Annotated in this window: 13 protein-coding genes and 1 pseudogene; 9 read left to right on the top strand and 5 right to left on the bottom strand. The window is 38.3% G+C overall.

The annotated features are described in order from the left end of the window. A pseudogene (locus BTO22_RS20240) lies at positions 1 to 368 on the top strand (substrate-binding domain-containing protein); the annotation flags it as partial. A gap of 84 nt (positions 369 to 452) precedes the next feature. Here the strand turns inward: BTO22_RS20240 and BTO22_RS14980 are convergent. The 5 genes from BTO22_RS14980 to galE all read right to left on the bottom strand — a co-directional run bounded on the left by BTO22_RS14980 (position 453) and on the right by galE (position 7,738). Further along, positions 453 to 3,035 (bottom strand): ATP-binding protein, encoded by a 2,583-nt coding sequence (locus BTO22_RS14980; RefSeq protein ID WP_105056164.1) that lies wholly within the window; start codon positions 3,033 to 3,035, stop codon positions 453 to 455. A 167-nt stretch (positions 3,036 to 3,202) separates the two neighbouring features. Next, positions 3,203 to 4,264, bottom strand: coding sequence for a galactose-1-epimerase (gene galM, locus BTO22_RS14985; protein ID WP_105056165.1), 1,062 nt, complete (start codon positions 4,262 to 4,264; stop codon positions 3,203 to 3,205). A 9-nt stretch (positions 4,265 to 4,273) separates the two neighbouring features. Beyond that, complete coding sequence (gene galK, locus BTO22_RS14990; protein ID WP_105056166.1) at positions 4,274 to 5,434, bottom strand: galactokinase; 1,161 nt, start codon at positions 5,432 to 5,434, stop codon at positions 4,274 to 4,276. 144 nt (positions 5,435 to 5,578) lie between these two features. After that, positions 5,579 to 6,628: a UDP-glucose--hexose-1-phosphate uridylyltransferase gene (locus BTO22_RS14995; RefSeq protein WP_105056167.1), complete on the bottom strand. Its 1,050-nt coding sequence runs from the start codon at positions 6,626 to 6,628 to the stop codon at positions 5,579 to 5,581. A 99-nt stretch (positions 6,629 to 6,727) separates the two neighbouring features. Further along, on the bottom strand, positions 6,728 to 7,738 hold the full coding sequence (gene galE, locus BTO22_RS15000) for a UDP-glucose 4-epimerase GalE (protein ID WP_105056168.1): 1,011 nt from the start codon (positions 7,736 to 7,738) through the stop codon (positions 6,728 to 6,730). Positions 7,739 to 8,022: 284 nt separating this feature from the next. Between galE and BTO22_RS15005 the strand changes: the two genes are divergently transcribed. The 8 genes from BTO22_RS15005 to BTO22_RS15040 all read left to right on the top strand — a co-directional run bounded on the left by BTO22_RS15005 (position 8,023) and on the right by BTO22_RS15040 (position 22,100). Next, positions 8,023 to 9,654 (top strand): sodium/sugar symporter, encoded by a 1,632-nt coding sequence (locus BTO22_RS15005; RefSeq protein WP_105056169.1) that lies wholly within the window; start codon positions 8,023 to 8,025, stop codon positions 9,652 to 9,654. A gap of 135 nt (positions 9,655 to 9,789) precedes the next feature. After that, a complete protein-coding gene (locus BTO22_RS15010; protein WP_105056170.1) occupies positions 9,790 to 11,649 on the top strand; it encodes a DUF294 nucleotidyltransferase-like domain-containing protein in 1,860 nt (619 codons plus the stop codon). 1 nt (position 11,650) lies between these two features. After that, a complete protein-coding gene (locus BTO22_RS15015; RefSeq protein WP_105056171.1) occupies positions 11,651 to 12,430 on the top strand; it encodes a 3'-5' exonuclease in 780 nt (259 codons plus the stop codon). 109 nt (positions 12,431 to 12,539) lie between these two features. Beyond that, a complete protein-coding gene (ebgR, locus tag BTO22_RS15020) occupies positions 12,540 to 13,535 on the top strand; it encodes a transcriptional regulator EbgR (RefSeq protein WP_105056172.1) in 996 nt (331 codons plus the stop codon). A gap of 378 nt (positions 13,536 to 13,913) precedes the next feature. After that, complete coding sequence (gene ebgA, locus BTO22_RS15025; RefSeq protein ID WP_105056173.1) at positions 13,914 to 17,015, top strand: beta-galactosidase subunit alpha; 3,102 nt, start codon at positions 13,914 to 13,916, stop codon at positions 17,013 to 17,015. After that, positions 17,015 to 17,467, top strand: coding sequence for a beta-galactosidase subunit beta (locus BTO22_RS15030; RefSeq protein ID WP_105056174.1), 453 nt, complete (start codon positions 17,015 to 17,017; stop codon positions 17,465 to 17,467). The genes ebgA and BTO22_RS15030 overlap by 1 nt, the downstream gene beginning before the upstream one ends. A 149-nt stretch (positions 17,468 to 17,616) precedes the next feature. Continuing rightward, complete coding sequence (locus BTO22_RS15035; protein WP_105056175.1) at positions 17,617 to 19,029, top strand: amino acid permease; 1,413 nt, start codon at positions 17,617 to 17,619, stop codon at positions 19,027 to 19,029. A 161-nt stretch (positions 19,030 to 19,190) separates the two neighbouring features. Next, entirely contained in the window at positions 19,191 to 22,100 is a 2,910-nt protein-coding gene (locus BTO22_RS15040; protein WP_181044664.1) for an HD domain-containing phosphohydrolase, read from the top strand. Positions 22,101 to 22,112: the final 12 nt, after the last annotated feature.

Genomic DNA, 22,112 nt, shown 5'->3' on the forward strand with positions numbered 1-22,112 from the left:
CTCTAATCATTGCCGCAGAGCCTACAGATGAAGGCGGTACAATCGCAATGCAAACACTACTTAATAAAGAAACACCCTTTACAGCGGCTGTTTGCTACAACGATTACATGGCTGCTGGAGCATTATCGACACTAGAAGAATATAGCATCTCAGTGCCTAATAAGATCTCTTTAATGGGATTTGATAATGGCTTGATTGCTAAATATCTTCACCCAAAACTCAGCACCATGGATTACCCAATTCAAGCAATGGCAGAGCAAGCTGCAGAGTTATCTCTGGCCTTAGCAAAAGAAGATAATACGACAATTAAAGGCACCATTTTTAAAGCTTCTTTAATCAAACGAGCATCTGTGTCTAAGATGAATTAATCAATTATCTTTATCCTACTTCTAAAAATCTAAAAAAGCCAAGTCATTAATATACTTAGCCTTTTATTTAGATTTAAAATTCAGTTAGGTATAAGCTTCAAGTTTCTCTAAAATAATCTCTTTCTTGAATGGTTTTGCAACGTAGTCATCCATACCAGACTGGTAACATTTATCGATATCTTCAACAAACACACTTGCTGTCAGTGCTATGATTGGTAAACGCTTTTGAATTTGTGTTTGTTCCCATGCTCGAATCGCTTCAGTTGCAGCAAATCCATCCATCACTGGCATCATACAATCCATTAATATTAATGAATACGTCGTTTTTTGGGCTTTGATCATTTCGACAGCTTCTTGACCATCATTCGCTAAATCAACACGGAAACCTTCTTTTTTCAGTAGTAATGAAGCCACTTTTTGGTTGATTAGGTTATCTTCCACAACCAGTATCGCTTTCTCTTCTACTTTATTATTTTCTGCTTCAGCAGGAACATCATCTGGAGAGACTCCATTCAATGGAGTGGCATCTTCCTCATTATGTCTATTTTTTGCAGATATGATGGTTTGTTTCATCACTTTACTGAATCGTTTTCCAAGTAAAGGATAAATTATCAAACCATCAATGGCATGTTTAAAATCAGCTTTCTCGTCTGCTTGTTTTCGACAAATAATCAAACCTGGTCGATGAGTTAATTCATTTATTTTATCTACGTTTTTAAGCGTAGAGGTCAATGTATCTTGGCAATATATAATCACATCATAGTTTGCAGCTTGAGTTTGAATATCATCACTATTTCGCACAACTACAGGAGATAAGCCTAATTGATTACACTCCATATTTAACTGCGAAGCATAGGTTTTATTATTACTAATAATCAGACACTTAGTACTACTACACTCTTTTAGTTTAGGAATATTTGATTCAACAACGTCAACATCAAGCGTGAAGTAAAACTTACTTCCAAATCCCTTTTCTGAATCTAATTTAATTTCACCGCCTAACAATTCAACTAACTGACGACAAATCGCTAGCCCTAGCCCTGTTCCACCGAATTGGCGTGTAATAGAGCTATCTTCTTGAGTGAACGGTTCAAATACTTGTTTTAACTTATCTTTACTAATACCAATACCAGTATCTTTTACCGCAAAAAGTAACGTCCCTCGTGAGTCAGCTTTTTCTTCATAATTAATAGATAAAATCACGGCGCCATTTTGAGTAAACTTAACCGCATTAGACAATAAATTCATCAGTACTTGGCGTAGCCTATGCTCATCTAACATCACGATATCAGGTAAATTTGGTGCAAGTTCAACCTGCAACGCTAACCCTTTATCTGATGCTTTTCCTAATACAACCGTTAGTGTGTCGTAGGCAACTTCTGCAACATGAGATTGTTGTGGCACCAATACCAGATTACCTGATTCTATTTTAGATAAATCAAGAATGTCATTAATCAATAGGAGCAAGGTTTGAGATGAGGTTTCTATGGTATGTAAATATTCAGTCTGCACTGGATTTAACGCTGTTTCAGCCAAGATATCAGACATACCAATAATGCCATTTAATGGAGTACGGATCTCATGGGACATGTTAGCTAAGAAAGAACTCTTCGCTTTAGTTGATGATTCTGCTTTAATTTTCTCTATCTCAAGAAATTCTGTTTTCTTGTTAAACGAGGAGATCAAATTACCAATTTCATCTTTGTAAGAATAATTAATGTCTATTTTTTCATTCGAGTCGGTTTCATTAATCTGATCTGATATTAAGATAATCGGATTAATTAAACTGCGATTAATGATGTAATAACCCATAATCACACACAGTAATAAAATAGGAACAATACCTAATTCAATATTAATTATCTGTGCATAAATTTCATCAGAAACCGTTCGATAAGAATTAGTAACATTAATTTCCCAATTAAAATCTTCCATCGTATGTTTCACTACATACATGTCTTCTTGCACGTTAAATTTATATTCTGCAATAGTGATATCAGAATTCTTAATGATAATACCTAATTTGTGTTTCTCAGCTTGGGATTCAATAACACTGATTAACCCTTTAAGAGAGATATCTATGGTTGCTACTCCAACAAACTTCCCTTCATTAAAATAAGGCTGAGAAGCCGTGATCATTTTCTGTTTAGTGAAAGGATCAATATAAACCTCAGACCATGAAATTCGTTGATCGCTGTTCTCATGAGCAACAGATACATACCAAGATTCATTTTGATAGGGTAATGCACTCGGTTTATTATAATCGTCAATCAGCTTAACCCCTCCCTGTTCATCTCGCGCAAAAAACACACTGGCTAAACGTTTAGAAGGTATGTATGTATTAGGCTCGGGCCATATCCCACCACTAATAATGATGTCATCGCTTTCTTTAAGCACAGAAGAGAGCATATTTTGAATTACATCAGGAGAATAACCACTGACAACAACGCCAACTAGGGCGTGCAATGTTGAAAGAGAATGGCTAAGTGGATCATCTATTTCTCGTGATAAAAGTTGAGTTCTTACATCAAGATTATTTTCTAAATTAGAACGAATAGGTGATTGAACAACGTAATAGGTGATACTTCCGATAATAGCGATTAAAAAACACACATAGCAGCCTAACGCCAATATGCTTTTTTTCTTTAAGGACATATCTTTACTCATAAAATACCTAGCGCTTAATTTATCAATTATAATTATTAACTATAATCAGCATAGGCACTTTTTCATAAAAAAGCATGGTTAAGTATGATCAAAGCCTCATTAATTTATGAATAAAAAAATCCCTAACCACTTAATGATTAGGGATTTCTTATAGAACGCACCTCAATTTATACAATAAACTGATAACAGGTTTCATAATGATAAGTATCACTAGGCGATAAAATAGCACTTGGCTGAGGCCATTCTGGATGGTTAACCGCATCAGGTAAGAACTGTGTTTCTAATGCCACACCTGAATAATCTTGATATTCACCACCGATACGATTTGGTGTACCTGCTAACCAATTTCCAGTATATAACTGCATTGCTGGTTTTGTGGTCACCACATGCATTGTAACTAAGCTATCAGGAGAGGTTAGGCTTGCTGCACACTCCCCTTTTGCACACGCTTTATCTAGCACAAATGAGTGGTCATAACCTTTGGCGTTATCTTGGTCTTTGTCTAGCATAAAATCTTGTGAAATCACTTTAGGATCGGTGAAATCAAAATTGGTGTCTTTTACTTTTTTCCACAGCCCTTTAGGTATACCTGCATCAGTAGTTGGAACAAATTCTTCTGAATTAATGCTTAATATATGATCAAGAGCGAGATACTCACTGTCAGCACCAAGCAAGTTAAAATACGCATGATTAGTTAAATTAATTGGCGTTGGTTTAGTTGTTTTTGCGCTATAACTAATCACAACTTCATTATCATCTGTTAATTGATATTTTACGTTAACCCTTAACTCGCCAGGAAAACCTTGGTCGCCATCAGGTGAAATTAAACTAAATTCAACGCTGTTTGTTGTCTCTTTTACTACTGACCAACGACGCTTATCAAACCCTTCAGTACCACCGTGTAAAGTATTGCCTGCTTGGTTGGTATCTACTTGGTATTTAGTGCCATCAATTTTAAACTGACCATTCGCAATTCGATTGGCATAGCGACCTACAGTAACACCCATATAACTTGCTTGTTTTTTAAAGCCTGCCATTGTTGATTGGCCAAGTAGCACTTCACGCAGTTTGCCCTTTACTGGCACTCTGCAACTTAACCACGTCGCGCCAATGTCCATAAACACAGCGCGCATTCCGTTTTCATTTTTAAGTTCGAATAACTGAGCAAGGCGACCATCGCTGGCCGCCTCCTTTGTCATGGTTTCGAACAATGTTGATTGTTCTGTCATGTGTATTCCTTACAGCACTTCTACTAAACCTGCACCATTTTTTGCTTGGCACACATAAATTGATTCTTTTAGGCCTGTTGCCGTTTCATACAGTTCTTCAACCGCAGCTTTAACTTCATCCACTAATACTGGCGGAACTAAAGCAACGATACAGCCACCGAAACCGCCTCCAGTCATGCGAACACCGCCTTCTGTACCAATCACGTTTTTAACGATATCAACCAAGGTATCAACTTCATTTACCGTGATTTCAAAATCATCACGCATTGAGGCATGAGATTCAGCCATAAGAACAGCCATGCGTTTCATATCACCTGACGCTAACACTTTTGCCGCTTCTTCGGTACGATCATTTTCTGTAATCACGTGACGCGCACGTTTTGCGACCATTTCATCCAATTCATGTGCTTTTGCGTTGAGCTCTTCAATGCTTACATCACGCAGTGCTTTTACACCAAAGATACGTGCGGCTTCTTCACATTGTTCACGGCGAGTGTTGTATTCTGAATCAACCAAACCACGTTTTTTATTTGAGTTAATAATCACTACTGACATGTTTTCTGGCATTGATACCGCTGTGGTTTCTAGTGAGCGACAATCCAATAGCATCGCGTGGTTTTCGTTGCCTTCTGCGGAGATCATTTGATCCATGATTCCGCAGTTACAACCGACAAATTCGTTCTCTGCTTGTTGACCGTTCAGTGCAATTTCTGCTTGGCTAATGTTTAGGTTATACAGCTCTTTGAAGGTTTGACCGATAACCACTTCCAATGCGGCTGATGAACTTAAACCAGCGCCTTGTGGTACGTTTCCTGATACTGAAATATCGGCGCCTTTAAACTCAAAACCACGACCGATTAAGCATTTCACTACGCCACGAATGTAGTTCGCCCACATTTTGTTTTCTTGGAATGTGATCTCTTGAGTGATATCAAACTCGTCGGTTTCATTGCCATAATCAACCGATACGACACGAACAATATTGTCATCACGTTTTGCTGCTGCCACTACGGTTTGGTAGTTAATCGCACAAGGCAATACGAAACCGTCGTTATAGTCGGTATGTTCACCAATTAAGTTTACACGACCCGGCGCTTGAATAATGTGTGTTGGTGCGTAAGAAAGTACTGAGTTGAATGCGTCTTTTACGTTTTGAATTAGGTTTGTCATAGTCTTGTTCTCAAAATTTGTAGGGAATTCTATTTTTAGGTTTCAGATCGGTCACAAGCTCCCTTGCAGGTTTCAGGGTTACATTCGTTAAACACCATAGTCACAACAAATACCCCTGAACCCTTTAGCGAAGCGTCCTAGTCCCTAATCCTTATAATGCACATCGCTCACATCACGCAGTTTCTGCGCGGCTTGCTCGGCGGTTAAATCACGTTGGCTTTCGGCTAACATTTCATAGCCCACCATGAATTTACGAACCGATGCAGAACGAAGCAGTGGCGGATAAAACAATGCGTGTAATTGCCAATGATCAACGTCTGTGCCCTCTTCAAAGAAAGGCGCATAATGCCAACCCATCGAGTATGGGAATGAGCACTGGAACAAGTTGTCGTAACGGCTGGTTAGCTTTTTGATTGCTAATGCCAAATCATCACGTTGCTCGTCCGTTAATTCACTCATGCGGCGAATATGTGTTTTTGGTAGTAACATGGTTTCAAATGGCCATGCAGCCCAATAAGGTACGACTGCAATCCAATGCTCTGTTTCTACAACCGTACGCTCGCCATCTTTTAATTCTGACTCTACATAATCAACCAACAGATTTGAGCCGTGTTCTTGGTAATATTCTTTTAAGTGTTTTTCTTTACGCTCAATCTCATTGGGTAGGAAGCTATTTGCCCAGATTTGACCGTGTGGATGCGGTTGAGAACACCCCATTGTCTCGCCTTTATTCTCAAATGCTTGAACCCAAACGTACTCTTTGCCTAACTCTTCAATTTGATCGTTCCATGTATCAATCACATTACGAATTTGACCGACTGGCAGCTCAGGTAAGGTTTTGCTGTGATCTGGCGAGAAGCAAATCACTCGGCTTAATCCTCGAACCCCTTGTGTTTTAAATAACGGATTTGTTGATTGTGGCGCTTCTGGTGAATCCGTCATTAGTGCGGCAAAGTCATTACTGAATACGTAAGTGCCTTTGTAATCTGGATTCGTGTCACCTGAGATACGATCATTGGTTGGGCATAAGAAACAGCCTTTGTCGTATTGTGGTAATTGCTCTGTCGATGGTTTTTCATCTTGACCACTCCACGGACGTTTCGCACGATGCGGTGATACTAAAATCCACTGTCCCGTTAATGGGTTATAACGACGATGCGGATGATCAACTGGGTTAAACTCAACATTTGACATGATTTTTATACTCAATTCTTTAAAATGATTCGCTAATTCAAGGGGAGACTACCTTATAGTTCTCCTCCCTGAAGCCTTAAACCTGAAACCTTAGCTCTCTCAATAACCCTTTGGATTATTCGACTGCCAACGCCATGTATCTGCACTCATTTCCATCACATTGCGAGTAGCTTTCCAGCCTAATTCTTTTTCTGCTTTTTCGGTGCTTGCCCAACATTCAGCAATGTCGCCTGCACGACGTGGGCATAAGGTATAAGGAACCGGCTTACCTGATGCTTGAGAAAATGCCTCAACCATTTCTAATACACTTGAGCCTTTACCAGTGCCTAAGTTGTAAATATGAAGACCTGATTTTTCACCCACCGCTTTTAATGCGGCGATATGCCCATCGGCTAAATCCATCACATGAATGTAATCACGAACCCCTGTTCCATCTGGTGTCGGATAATCATTACCAAATACAGACAATGATTCACGACGACCGACAGCAACTTGAGCAATAAATGGCATTAGATTATTTGGAATACCTTGAGGATCTTCACCCATAGTGCCTGATGGGTGTGCACCTACTGGGTTGAAATAGCGAAGTAAGGTGATGCTCCAATCGTTCTCAGCATCAAACAGATCAGAGAAACACTCTTCAACCATGTATTTACTGCGGCCATATGGATTGGTTGTTGCTCCTGTTGGTGAACTTTCAGTAATAGGAACAATGGCAGGATCACCATATACGGTTGCAGAAGAGCTAAATACGATGCTTTTTACATTTGCTTTTCGCATTGAACGAGCCAGCACCAATGAGCCATTCACATTGTTATCGTAATACTCTAGAGGTTTTGCCACAGACTCACCCACCGCTTTTAAGCCAGCAAAGTGAATCACAGATGAAATCGTATGTTCTGCAAAAATTTTATCTAGACAAGCTTCATCACGAATATCTCCCTGATAAAAAACAGGACGAACTTGAGTTAACGCTTCAATGCGATCAAGCACTGCGACTTTGCTGTTTCCCAAGTTATCCAAAATGATAGATTCAATACCTGCTTCAATCATTTGAATACATGTGTGGCTACCTATATAGCCCATTCCGCCTGTTACTAATACTTTCATGATTCACTCTTCCTGCTAGATTTTAGTAAAGTTTACCAGTGCCTTTAAAAGAATATCGTGATCACTTTCAAATAAATGTAAACGTTTACATTTATTAAAAAAATAACACCACCACGCTAAAAATACGACACCACCCTTTTCGATACAATAAAAAACAATGACTTACAAAATTTATTTAAAATTAATTCTATCTGTAACAATTTGTGACATTCATCACCACCCTTAAAATTGTAAACGTTTACAATCCAACTTCAATCAAAACAACAAGTGGTAGGTTTAATGCTATGTCTGATATAGAAAATGGATTAGGAGTTGTCGACATCATTGTTTTTGCTCTCTATGTAGCAATTATTATCGGCGTTGGTCTCTGGGTATCGAGAGATAAAAAAGGCTCTCAAAAAAGTACAGAAGATTACTTTCTCGCAGGAAAATCGCTGCCTTGGTGGGCAGTAGGTTCATCATTAATTGCTGCTAACATTTCAGCTGAACAGTTTATTGGAATGTCAGGTTCTGGCTTTTCGATTGGTTTAGCGATTGCCTCATACGAATGGATGGCTGCAATCACATTGATTATTGTTGGTAAGTACTTCCTGCCAATATTTATTGATAAAGGCATTTACACTATTCCAGAGTTTGTAGAAAAACGCTTTAACAAAAACTTAAAAACTATCTTAGCCATATTCTGGATTGCATTATATGTATTCGTAAACTTAACCTCTGTGCTGTATTTAGGTGGGCTTGCATTACAAACCATCCTTGGTATTCCACTAATGTACTCTATTCTGGGTTTAGCTCTATTTGCATTAGCTTATTCCATTTACGGTGGCCTATCTGCGGTTGTTTGGACAGACGTTATACAAGTTTTCTTCTTGATTCTTGGCGGCCTATTAACCACTTATATGGCTGTAGACTTTATTGGCGGAGCTGATGGCTGGTTCAGCGGTTTATCTAAAATGGCTGAAGCTGCACCAGAACATTTTGAGATGATCTTAGATCAAAGTAATCCTCAATATATGAACTTACCTGGTATTGCGGTTCTCATTGGTGGTTTATGGGTTGCAAATCTATATTACTGGGGCTTTAACCAATACATCATTCAACGAACATTAGCGGCAAAATCTATCGCTGAAGCACAAAAAGGGATTATTTTTGCAGCATTCTTAAAATTAATCGTACCATTCCTTGTCGTTGTTCCGGGTATTGCAGCTTATGTAATCACAACGTCACCAGAGTTGATGTCACAGCTCGGTAATGTAGCAACAACAAATATGCCCTCTCTTGCTCATGCCGATAAAGCCTATCCTTGGCTAACTCAATTCTTACCTGTTGGCTTTAAAGGTATCGTTTTTGCGGCTTTAGCTGCAGCAATTGTTTCATCATTGGCTTCAATGCTGAACTCAACCGCCACTATTTTCACTATGGATATTTACAAAGAATACATAGGGAAAAATACAGGTGATCATAAGCTTGTAAATGTAGGCCGAATGTCAGCTATCGTCGCGTTAATCATTGCTTGTCTAATTGCACCAATGCTAAGTAATCTTGGCCAAGCATTCCAATATATTCAAGAATATACAGGTTTAGTTAGTCCAGGTATCTTAGCTGTTTTCTTATTGGGTTTATTTTGGAAAAAAACCAACAGTAAAGGCGCAGTTACTGGCGTGATAGTGTCTATTCCATTCGCACTATTCTTAAAATTTATGCCGCTAAATATGCCTTTCATGGATCAAATGCTATACACCCTTCTATTTACAATGGCAGTGATTGCATTTACTAGCCTGAGTAATTCAGAACATGATGATGACCCTAAAGCGATCGCCTTAGATTCTTCCATGTTTACTACTGAGCGTAGTTTCAACATTGCCGCTTACGTAGTTGTGATTATTCTTGCAGTGCTGTACTCAGTATTCTGGTAATCTTCTCTAGCCTCATCTTGTGATGAGGCTATTCATAGTAATTATCGCTTTATTGTGATTACTATGAATAGCCTTCAATACTAGCTTAAGGTAAAAGGCATTGATAAAATTAAACACTAAGAAGGCACAACCGATATGAATAATGAACTCCTCCCTAACATTGTTTCCTTCTTGCAGACGATTTACCCTTTTAACCTATTACCTCAAACAACACTTAATGATATTGCTCAGACCGTAGATATTTTATTACTTGGGCCTGAAGAAACTATCAAGAATAATGACGAAGCTACCCATCTTTATATTATTCGAACTGGTGTTGTGCAGCAGAATAACTTTGATGGAACACTACGTGCCAAGTTAGGGGAAGAAGACATTTTTGGTTTTAACTTACAGCAAAATGACTCAGAGTTTGGCTATTCCATTTTTGCTATAGAGAATACACTTCTTTATCGCTTTGACTACACTTCGTTAATGGCAACTGTAGAGGCTTATCCTCAAGTCGCTTCATCTCTTGCTTTAAGTTTAAAAACGCGTTTGCGCGCGCAGGATAGTAAACAAGACAGCCAACAGCATGCGCATCAAAACTACCTTCGACCTAACAGTGATATTGCGGATTCAACCATAGCGATTGCTTCCCCTACTGATACCATTCAAGCTGTAGCTCATCAAATGCGTAATATAGTTGGCGTTTCATGTGCTTTTATTGTCGATGAAAACAAACGTCTAATTGGGATGATCACCGATAAGGACATGACGAAACGTGTAGTTGCTCAAGCCAAGAACGTGCATGACCCTATCAGCTCTATCATGACCCAAGATCTTCACACTGTTTATGAAGATGAGCTAGTGATGAGCGCGGTTCATTTAATGATGAAGTACAGCATTCAAAATATTCCGGTACTCAACCATCAAAAACAAGTAACGGGATTTATCACTCCACAACATTTAATTCAGAACGATAGCGTTCAATCTATCTTTTTACTCGATAAGATCCGTCATGCCGATTCAATTGCAACTTTAATTGAGCAATCAAAACAACGCGGTGCCGTATTCCAGGGGATGATGGAAAGCAATGCATCGCCAATCATAATTGGGCAAGTACTGAGTATGATTTACGATGCTTTCACTTATCGATTGATAGAGCTTGCTATCCAACAATTTGGTCAACCGCCTTGTAAGTTCACTTGGATAGTCGCCGGATCTCATGCTCGAAACGAAGTGCATTTAGCCTCAGATCAAGATAATGCCATCATCCTTTCTGATGATGCGACAGAATCAGACAGAATCTATTTCAACCACTTTGCAATGTACGTATGTAAAGCGCTTTCTGAGTTAGATTACAGCTTATGTACTGGTCGTTTTATGGCAGCTACGCCTAAATGGTGCCAAAAAGCACAAATTTGGCAGGAATATTATCGTAAATGGAGTACTAATCCTGAATACGATTTACTGCTTAATCTAAATGTATTTTTAGAAATTCGTCCTGTTTATGGTGATGAAGAGCTATTTGAGAATGTCGATGCCTGCCGTCATGAATTAGTAAGTAAAAATATGTCACTTACTATCGCAATGCTTCGTAATACCTTGAGAACGCGTCCACCGCTGGGGATATTTAAACATCTGGTATTAGAAAAAGACGGCAATAATAATAAAGTATTAAACATCAAAAAAGCCGCTATCTCTTGCATGGTCGATTTCATTCGTATTCATTCATTAATGGAAGGGGCAACGGCCCTAAACACGAGTGAACGAATGGAGTTCTTACATGAACATAAAGTCCTAAATGATGCCACTTACCAAGATCTTAGTGAAACCTATCATTATGTTAACCGCCTGAGGTTTCAGCATCAATTACAAGCAATACAAAATGAAAAACCCATTGATAGCCAATTGCAGCCAGATTTATTTGGTAGTTTTGAGCGCCAGCATATAAAGGATGCATTCCGTATTGTGTCAACCTTTCAAGAACTAATGAAAATGAAGTTTGGTGTGTAAAGTGTCAGACAATTTATTAGAGCGTAAAAATATCATTCATCATATGATGGATCTATTTTCTAACCGTCACCCATTACATCGTTTAGAAGAACAGAGACAAGCAATTGCTACTCAAGAGCTAACATTGCCTAATTATTTACAAGTTTTACTTAAATCTCCTTATCCAAGCCCAAAAGAAGACAGTAATAACATGACCTTTACTGTCGTAGATTTTGAAACCTCAGGGCTAAACCCAGAAACCGACCATATTGTTAGTATCGGTTGGGTTCATATTATTAAAAATATAATTAAGCTTAACACTGCTCAACATTACATAATCAATGAGCCCACAGTAGAAAGCTCGATTTCTGGAGACTCAGATATAGATAATTCCGCGCGTTCATTGCATCATATCCTGCCTGAACAGCAAAAGATGGGGATCTCAATTGAAAAGGCTATGGAGCGGTTCTTTACAAGCCTTCCAAACAGTATCTTAATTGTTCATGGTGCAACAATAGAGCAACGTTTTTTAGAACAATTCTTCCTATCACACCGACTTCCAAACCTACCGATGATTTGGTTAGACACTTTGAGAATCGAGCAAAATACAATTCAGCATAATCGCTACCAAAGAGATTTCCGTTTATTCTCTCTTAGACGTCAATATAAGCTGCCTAACTACCCTGCTCATCACGCTTTAGTCGATGCCATTGCCACTGCTGAGCTTTTTTTAGTACAAAGAAAACGTCTATTTAATCAAGCCATTGCCCCTATTGGATTCTTATATCAAAATTCACGATAGCCAAACAGAGTAAAATTTTACTAAAAACCAATTTTGAGTATCAAGTTTTTATTTTTTTCAGTACTATAGAAAACAAATAATTAAACAAAACGTTTTGGCTGGAGGATGAATGGCAACGTTAAAGGAAATAGCCAACGAAGCTGGAGTTTCATTGGCAACCGTATCTCGTGTATTAAACGAAGATCCTACATTAAGCGTAAAAGAAGAAACCAAACGACGTATTTTTGAAATCGCCGAGAAACTAGAATACAAAACCAGTTCTACTCGTAAACTGGCTAGTGCTTTACCCAAAAAAGCCCAAGAACAACTGCACTTCCTCGCTTTATATAATTATAAGCAAGAAACTGAAGTGAATGATCCTTATTATCTTGCGATTAGACACGGTATTGAAACTCAATGTGATAAATTCGATATCACATTAACCAACAGTTACGAAAGCAGTTTAGAGATCAAAAATCCAAAAGTAGATGGTATTTTACTTGTTGGTCGTCAAACAAAAGAACAGCTAAAAGCGATTCAAAAAATCAGCAAAAACATTGTTTATATTGATTATACCGATCACGAACAGAACTTTGATTCAGTTGATATTGATCTGGCTCGTATCAGTAAAGAAGTAATTAACTATTTCATGAATCAAGGCTACCAACGTATTGGTTTTATTGGTGGGCAGGATGATATTGATTGCTCTGATATTCGTGAAGAAGTGTTTGCAGAATACGGCCAATTAAAAGGAGTGGTATCAGAATCAGACTTATATCGTGGTAGTTTCTCAAGCTCATCAGGTTATAAACTGGCAAAAGCAATGCTAGAAACCGATCACCCCAATGCGTTGTTCATTGCCTCAGACTCTATTGCTATCGGTGTTTTACGTGCTATCCACGAAAAGGGCTTACGTATTCCTGAAGATATTGCTTTAATCAGTGTGAATGATATTCCAACCGCCAAGTTTACTTTCCCTTCTTTATCAACGGTTCGTATTCATTCTGAACTAATGGGGAGTCAAGGCGTGAACTTATTGATTGAACGACGTCGTGATGAACGTGTCATCCCTATTCGCGTCTACATCCCAAGTAAATTGCGTTTACGTGATACGACTAAAAAATAACTAAAAACTCTTTTTTATTTTAATAAAAGCAGCGTTTATTACGTTGCTTTTTTTATGCCTTTTACTTAATACTTTCTTTAACTAATGCCAATTAATATTCATACCAATTCGTAGCTCACTCTACTTCACGGAATGCTTCTTCATCACTCCGCCCTCAAATTGCTCAAAAACCACAGGTTTACGTTAATGAATTGTATCAATCACTTTGATTAACGTTACCGCGCTCACAAAGCTCAGTTCAATATGTGACCAAGTTAAAAGTAAAACAATTTACCAACTTATTTTACTAAAACTTTAGTTAATATCTTTTACCAGAGAGTTAATTTATTACTTATTTACCTTATATAAGAACTACCGGCATCGACCGGGAGGCTACACGTGAACAATTGGGAAAACTTCTTCCGCCTTAATGAAAACAGAATGGCACCGCGTGCTTACTTTTTCTCATACGACTCTGTTCAGACTGCAAAGACATTCCAACGTGAATTAAGCAGCCACTACCAGCTATTAAGTGGCCAATGGAATTTCAATTTCTTCACTAACCCATTGCTTGTGCCTGACGAGTTCTACTCTGAACACATGAGCGATTGGGGCAATATTACCGTTCCTAATATGTGGCAGATGGAAGGTCATGGCGATCTTCAATACACAGATGAAGGCTTCCCTTTCCCTATTGACGTTCCTTTTGTACCAAGTGATAACCCTACTGGCGCTTATCAACGTACTTTCACGTTAGGTGAAACGTGGAACAACAAACAAACCATTGTTAAATTTGATGGCGTAGAAACGTACTTTGAAGTGTACGTAAACGGCAACTACGTTGGTTTTAGTAAAGGCAGCCGTTTAACTGCTGAATTTGATATCTCTGAATTTGCACAACAAGGTGAAAACCTACTTTCTGTTCGTGTAATGCAATGGGCTGATTCAACTTATATTGAAGACCAAGACATGTGGTGGACTGGCGGTATCTTCCGCGATGTTTACCTCGTTGGTAAAGAGCAAGTTCATGTTCAAGACATTACAATCCGTACTGATTTTGATGAAAATTATCAAAGCGCAACATTGTCTTGTAAGGCACAATTAGAAAACCTAACAAACAGCTCAGTGTCTAATTATTCACTTGATTACACACTGTTTGATGGTAAGACGGTTGTTTCTGAAGGCTCTGTAAATTCGCTTTCTTTTGATGCGAACCACACGGTCGATATCAAGATTGATATGGAAAATCCTACGCATTGGACGGCAGAAAATCCTTACCTGTACCAACTTATCCTGACTCTAAAAGATGAGAATGGTAAAACACTAGAAATCATCCCTAATCGCGTTGGTTTCCGTGACATTAAAGTGCATGATGGTCTGTTCTACATCAACAACAAATACGTAATGCTGCATGGCGTAAACCGTCATGATAACGACCATTTAAAAGGTCGTGCTGTTGGTATGGATCGTGTTGAGAAAGACATCGTATTGATGAAGCAACACAATATTAACTCGGTACGTACTGCTCACTACCCTAACGATCCTCGTTTCTATGAACTGTGTGATGTATACGGCTTATTTGTTATGGGTGAAACGGATGTAGAAACACACGGCTTTGCTAACGTTGGCGATTTAAGCCGCATCACCAATGATCCTGCATGGGAACACGTATTTGTAGAGCGTATTGAGCGTCATATTCACGCTCAGAAAAACCACGCATCAATCATCATGTGGTCACTGGGGAACGAATCTGGTTACGGATGTAATATCAAATCAATGTACGATGCTGCAAAAGCGATTGATGATACTCGCCTAGTTCACTACGAAGAAGATCGTGATGCTGAAGTGGTTGATATCATCAGTACTATGTACTCTCGTGCTCAACTAATGAATGCCTTTGGTGAACATCCTCATAATAAACCACGCATCATTTGTGAATACGCACACGCAATGGGTAATGGCCCTGGTGGGTTAACTGAATACCAAAACGTGTTCTACAAGCATGATTCAATCCAAGGACATTATGTTTGGGAATGGTGTGATCACGGCATTCTTGCGAAAGATGAAAACGGTACTGAATTCTTAAAATACGGTGGCGATTACGGCGATTACCCAAACAACTACAACTTCTGCATGGATGGTTTGGTTTACTCAGATCAAACTCCAGGGCCTGGCTTAAAAGAATACAAGCAAGTTATCGCACCGGTTAAGATCCAAGCTAAAGACGCAGCAAACGGTATTTTCACGGTAGATAACAAGTTGTGGTTCTCAAACCTTGATGACTACACCATCACCGCTGAGATCCGTGCTGAAGGCGAAACGCTGCAAAGTACAACATTAAAAGTGGAAGGCTTAGCTGAAAACTCAAGTCGTGATATTGAAATTACACTGCCAGAACTAGACGGTCGTGAAGCCTTCATTAACTTCACCGTTCGTAAAGATTCTCGCACTCTGTATAGCGAAGCGAATCACGACATTGCTATTTACCAAGTGCAACTAAAAGAAAACACAGAGCAACTTCCAGTGTTCTCTAACAGTAATGCAATTGCGCTTGATATCACCGCATCTCGTTTAGATTATGTCGTGAAAGGCCTGAACTTTGCGCTTACTTTCTCAAAAGTGAACGGTAAGTTAACCTCATGGTTAGTGAATGGCGAAGAGTTAATTGCAAGCTCGCCTAAACTGAACTTCTTCAAACCAATGGTAGATAACCATAAACAAGAGCATGAAGGTCTGTGGGAGCCAGCGCATCTTCAAATCATGCAAGAGCATTTCCGCTCTATCGACCTTGATGCTTCAAATGGCAAAGCAACCTTTACGGTAACCAGCATTATTGCGCCGCCTGTATTTGATTTTGGTATGCGTTGTACTTACGTGTATGAAATCAACAAAGAAGGTCAGCTAAACATTCAACTCTCTGGTGAGCGCTATGGTGATTACCCTCATGTTATTCCTGTGATTGGTTTAGATCTTGGTATCAACAACGAGTTTGACCAAGTTCAATACTACGGCCGTGGCCCAGAAGAGAACTACCAAGACAGCCAACAAGCAAACATGATTGATGTGTACCAAACTACCGTTGCTACTATGTTTGAGAACTACCCGTTCCCACAAAATAACGGCAACCGTCAGCACGTTCGTTGGGCGTCACTTGCAAATCGTCATGGTTCTGGTCTGTTTGTTAAACCTGAGCAAGAGATTAACTTCAGTGCTTGGTTCTACACCAATCAAAATATCCATGAGGCGCAGCACACCATTGAACTTGAGAAGAGTGGCTACATTACTCTAAACCTTAACCACAAACTGATGGGCTTAGGATCTAACTCTTGGGGCTCTGAAGTATTGGATTCATACCGTGTTTACATGGATAAATTCCAGTATGCATTGACGTTGGTTCCATTCCAACAAGGTGGCTGTTCACCAAAAGCATTGGCAAACCATACATTTACCTCAAACACGACATTCACTTCAAAAACAACAGTTGAAGGCGGAGAAAAGTAATGATCATTTTGGACAACTTAGAACAATTTAAAGTGGTATATCGTGACGGCCGTAAATGGAACCGTTGTGTGGAAGCGATTGAAAATATTGGTAATCTAAAAGATGACATCATGTATTCCATTGGCGATTCTCTGGTTTACATGATTGAAGATGGCATTGCTAAAAATACCGAAAACTTTGTAGGTAATCGTCGTTATTTCGACATTCACTACTACCTAGAAGGTCGTGAAACGGTTGAAGTGGCTGATAAGTCTGACCTAGAAAGTGTGCAAGCCTATTCAGATGAAACTGACCGCGAATACCTAAACGGTAATGGTCAAATACATCAACTGTGCGAAGGTCAAGTAGCGGTATTTGATAACAGTAAAGCGTACAAATTCCATGGCGATAGTCGTGTTCGTAAAGTGGTTCTAAAAGTCACTATCGAAGACGGTTACTTCCTGAATAAATAACAAATCAAGATAAGTACTAGAAAACAATAATAAAAATAAATGGCATCTGGAAATATATTCAGAGCCAAATAATAGGGAGAGATGGGATCGCAAATCGCGACTAAATCTCTCCCACCATACCTACAATATGTGATTCATCGGAGTACCTTATGTCTACATCAACTCGTGGCACGATAGGCAAGTTCGCCTTACTGTCTATGACTTTTGCTGCAGTTTATAGCTTCAATAATATCATCAATAATAATATTGAAATCGGGCTATCTTCTGCACCTATGTTCTTCCTTGCAACCCTGTTCTATTTTGTTCCATTCTGTTTAATCGTTGCCGAATTTGTATCGTTAAATAAAAACTCTGAAGCCGGCGTATACGCTTGGGTAAAAAGTTCATTAGGCGGCCGTTGGGCATTCATAACCGCATATACTTACTGGTTTGTTAACCTATTCTTCTTCACCTCTTTACTGCCAAGAATCATCGCTTATGCGTCTTATGCATTCTTAGGATTTGAGTACATATTTACACCATTAACTACCGCCGTATTAAGTACATTATTGTTTGCGGTAGCGACTCATGTATCAAACAATGGTGCGAAATTACTAGGCCCAATTACCTCGCTAACCTCATCATTAATGCTTCTGCTTACTCTGTCTTACATTCTGTTATCAGGCGGCGCGTTAATTGGTGGTATTGAACCAGCAGACCCAATCACCATTGAAGCAATGACACCAACATTTAACTGGGCATTCCTTGGTGTAATCACATGGATCTTCATGGCGGCTGGCGGTGCAGAATCGGTAGCAGTTTATGTAAATGATATCAAAGGCGGTCACAAGTCTTTCGTGAAGGTTATCATCATTGGTGCGCTTTACTCAGTTGGCTCTATCTTAGCGAACGTATTTGTCCCTCGTGAAGTATTGAAATTTACAGGTGGCTCAGTACAAGTATTTGAAGGCATGGCAAGACACTTTGGTTTGTCTGAAATAATCATGAACCGCTTTGTTGGTATCGTATCGTTTACTGCAATGCTTGGTTCATTACTTATGTGGACAGCAACGCCGGTTAAAATCTTCTTCTCTGAAATTCCAAAAGGTATTTTTGGTGAAAAGACAGTAGCCCTAAACAAAGAAGGCGTGCCAGTACGTGCAGCATGGATTCAATTCTTAATCGTTATTCCACTGATGTTTATCCCTACATTAGCGTCTGATACGGTACAAGATTTAATGAGTACTATCATTAACATGACAGCGGCGGCTTCTATGCTTCCACCACTGTTCATCATGATTGCATACTTGAATCTACGTTTAAAACTGGATCACCTAGAGCGTGATTTTAGAATGGGCTCTCGCCTTACCGGTATCACGATTGTTTCTATTCTAATTGGTATTTTCACGGTAGGTTTCTTTGCTTCAACCTTCCCAACAGGTGCAGATATCATGACGATTATCTTCTACAACGTTGGCGGCATTGTTATCTTCCTTGGTTACGCTTGGTGGAAATACAACAAATACGAACAGTCATTAAGTAAAGAAGAACGCATTGAGGAATCAAAACCTGCGATTCAATAATTAAAGAAGTATTGCGCAATAAAAAAATAAGTAATAAACAAAATCCGAGACTATTTATGCTCTCGGATTTTTTATTTCCACAACTATCTATTCATTTCAGTCGATCTTTTATCATTTGTAAACTAAATTTATTCTAGATAATAAAAAACAAATGGTGCTCTATGAACTCTCTAATAACAAAAATAAAAAATAAACTCATCTTTCCATTGCATGTTCATATTTCGACGTTGTTTATCGTTATGATAGTCATCATTTGTTCGGTTCAGATACTATTAACACATAAAAGTATAAATAGTCTGTTGCTTAATGCTAATTCAACTATTTTTGACCGAATATCAATAGAAGCAAGCGCTTCTATGCGCAATGAATACAGACCTGCTTTTAGAACTGTCTCTATACTAACCAAAAGAGATATAATAAACACAAAAACGTTAGAGCAACGCAGTGCTTATGTTGAGGAATTTGCGATGTTGTTAGACCTACACAAACATGTCTCAACCTATCGCATCACTTTTCCAAATGGAGATTGGTTTGGTATTGGCATATTAGGACATTCCCTATTTAGGAAAAAGTTAAATACACCTGACAATACCTATTATTTTTTTATTCATCACACCGCTGACAAAATAAATAACACCACTATCTTTTTTTATGATATTGAAGCCCGTCTCATAACATCACAGGTGCTCACCGACCTTCAGTACACCCCAAAAAAAGAGACTTGGTTTAAACAATCCGTTAAAGAAAAAATCCTCTTATCTAAGCCTCGCTATTTTTCTGGATTACAACAATTTGGCTTATCTATCCATCAGAAAGCAGCTAATAATGTCGTGGTTAGTGCAGATATTTTAATGCAAAATATTAGCCACGTATTAAAAAGTATCTCTATCCATCCATCATCACTTAGAGTGCTTTATGATGAAGAAAATATTATTTATGCCAGTAATTCATCCCACCTTTCCTTAATGAAAGATAAAGAAAACTCCGTTATTAAGTTAGACGATTTATTTAACTCAGAAATAGTAAGAGCCATTAAAAAACTTCATTTAGATCAGGATATTCAACGGTATCAACATAAAGGAGAGAATTGGTATGGGAAGATATTTTCCGTTCCAATTAATTCAGAACGTTCATTAAATTTACTCATTGCGGTAAAAGCCTCTGAACTGCTCTCTAGTGCTCAGCTCATTCGCCAACAAACAATACTCTGGTCTTTAGGTATATTATTTTTGGCTATTCCTTGTGTTTATTTAATCTCACAAAGAATATCAAGACCAATACGCCAAGCGACAAAGCAAGCGAGTTTAATATCCAAATTCGATTTTTCATTTATAAATCAAACTCCCACACAAATACTTGAAATATCGGATCTCAAAAAATCTATTTCAGACATGAAATCAGCAATAGAAAATTACTTCAACCTAACAAATTCAATATTAGAGGAATACGAGATTGATGAACTAATACAAATTATAGGACGTGGGACAGCTAATGCAACGCAAGCGGCGGGGGCTTATCTTTATCTAATTAATGATGATGAAACATACATAGAACCTCAATCTGCGTGGCGTGCCAACGGTCAAGACGAAGATATTAGTGAATTAAAACGTTACTCCCTTGATGATAAAAAAATAGCTAAAGTTCTTGAATATATAATGGTTAAAAAGAAACCCTTTGAAGGTTTAAGCATTCAAAAACTCGATATAAGTGAACAAAAAAAATTGGGATTAAAAGATGAAGACACATGGTCACTCACTTTCCCATTATTTACAAAAGGAAAGCAAACTATTGGTGCCATGGTCTTGGTTTTTAATATTAAAAATAGAGAATCTATACGTAACGATAAACTCAATTACTTTGAGTCCTTAATGAATTTTACTGCCATTGCCCTTCATGGGCGGAAAATGCTGAAAAATCAAAAAGGGTTACTCGAATCATTTATTCAAGTCATGGCAAGCGCTATTGATACAAAATCACCATACACTGGAAATCATTGTCAAAAAGTCCCTGAGCTTACTCAATGGCTTTCCAAAGTTGCGAGCGACTCATCAGCCCCTGAATTCAAAGATTTCACACTGAATGCAACAGAAAAAGAAGAGCTCAGAATTGCTTCATGGTTACATGATTGTGGGAAAATTACGACACCAGAATATGTAGTAGATAAAGCAACAAAACTAGAGACAATTTATAATCGAATACATGAAATCAGAACTCGGTTTGAAGTTTTAAAGCGTGATGCAGAAATCAAGCAATGGCGACAAGCCTCTAACAGTGCATTGCCTACTACACACAAAGAAAAATTAGAACAAGAATGGCAGCGATTAGATAAAGAATTCGCTCTTATTGCTAGAGTAAATCTTGGCGATGAATTTTTATCAGAGCAAGACGCAAAGCAAATACAGACTATTGGTCAACAAACATGGGAACAAACTCTCGACAGTAGCCTTGGCCTTGCTTGGGAAGAGCAAGCTCGTTTAAATAATACTGATAAAACTCAATTACCGACAACAGTTACTCTGTTACAAGATAACCAATCTCACCTAATCCCGAATTCAGAAAATTTAACTCAAGATGAGCGATTTACTCTACAAACACCTGAATATAAAAATAACATAGGTGAAGCGTATAACCTATCTATTCAGCGTGGTACATTAAATAATGAAGAACGATTTACAATAAATGACCATATAATTCAAACCATTAAAATGCTAGAAGCACTTCCATTCCCTAAAACGATGAAACATATTCCCAAAATTGCGGGGGGTCATCACGAAAAAGTTGACGGAACCGGTTATCCAATGGGCCTTAAAGCCGAAGAAATGCCATTAACAGCACGAGCAATGGCTATCGCCGATATTTTTGAAGCCCTAACAAGTCATGATAGACCATACAAAAAAGCAAAAACTTTATCTGAATCTCTAAAAATCATGAATTTTATGGTTAAAGATCAACATATAGATAAAGACTTATTTAATTTATTTTTAACCTCAGGTCTTTATAGTAAATATGCAAAAGCGTATTTAAAGCCTGAACAATGTGACGATATTGATATTAATCACTATATAACTTAAGACATTATTCAA

The sequence above is a fragment of the Aliivibrio sifiae genome (genome assembly GCF_002954705.1).
GTDB classification, from domain to species: domain Bacteria; phylum Pseudomonadota; class Gammaproteobacteria; order Enterobacterales; family Vibrionaceae; genus Aliivibrio; species Aliivibrio sifiae_A.

What these genes read in the sequence shown, in the direction of transcription:
- BTO22_RS14995 (WP_105056167.1), bottom strand. Translation starts at nt 6,628, where the DNA reads ATGTCAAATGTTGAGTTTAACCCAGTTGATCATCCGCATCGTCGTTAT.
- ebgR (WP_105056172.1), top strand. Translation starts at nt 12,540, where the DNA reads ATGGCAACGTTAAAGGAAATAGCCAACGAAGCTGGAGTTTCATTGGCA.
- BTO22_RS15030 (WP_105056174.1), top strand. Translation starts at nt 17,015, where the DNA reads ATGATCATTTTGGACAACTTAGAACAATTTAAAGTGGTATATCGTGAC.
- BTO22_RS14980 (WP_105056164.1), bottom strand. Translation starts at nt 3,035, where the DNA reads ATGAGTAAAGATATGTCCTTAAAGAAAAAAAGCATATTGGCGTTAGGC.
- BTO22_RS15035 (WP_105056175.1), top strand. Translation starts at nt 17,617, where the DNA reads ATGTCTACATCAACTCGTGGCACGATAGGCAAGTTCGCCTTACTGTCT.
- BTO22_RS15010 (WP_105056170.1), top strand. Translation starts at nt 9,790, where the DNA reads ATGAATAATGAACTCCTCCCTAACATTGTTTCCTTCTTGCAGACGATT.
- galE (WP_105056168.1), bottom strand. Translation starts at nt 7,738, where the DNA reads ATGAAAGTATTAGTAACAGGCGGAATGGGCTATATAGGTAGCCACACA.
- galM (WP_105056165.1), bottom strand. Translation starts at nt 4,264, where the DNA reads ATGACAGAACAATCAACATTGTTCGAAACCATGACAAAGGAGGCGGCC.
- galK (WP_105056166.1), bottom strand. Translation starts at nt 5,434, where the DNA reads ATGACAAACCTAATTCAAAACGTAAAAGACGCATTCAACTCAGTACTT.
- BTO22_RS15040 (WP_181044664.1), top strand. Translation starts at nt 19,191, where the DNA reads ATGAACTCTCTAATAACAAAAATAAAAAATAAACTCATCTTTCCATTG.
- BTO22_RS15005 (WP_105056169.1), top strand. Translation starts at nt 8,023, where the DNA reads ATGTCTGATATAGAAAATGGATTAGGAGTTGTCGACATCATTGTTTTT.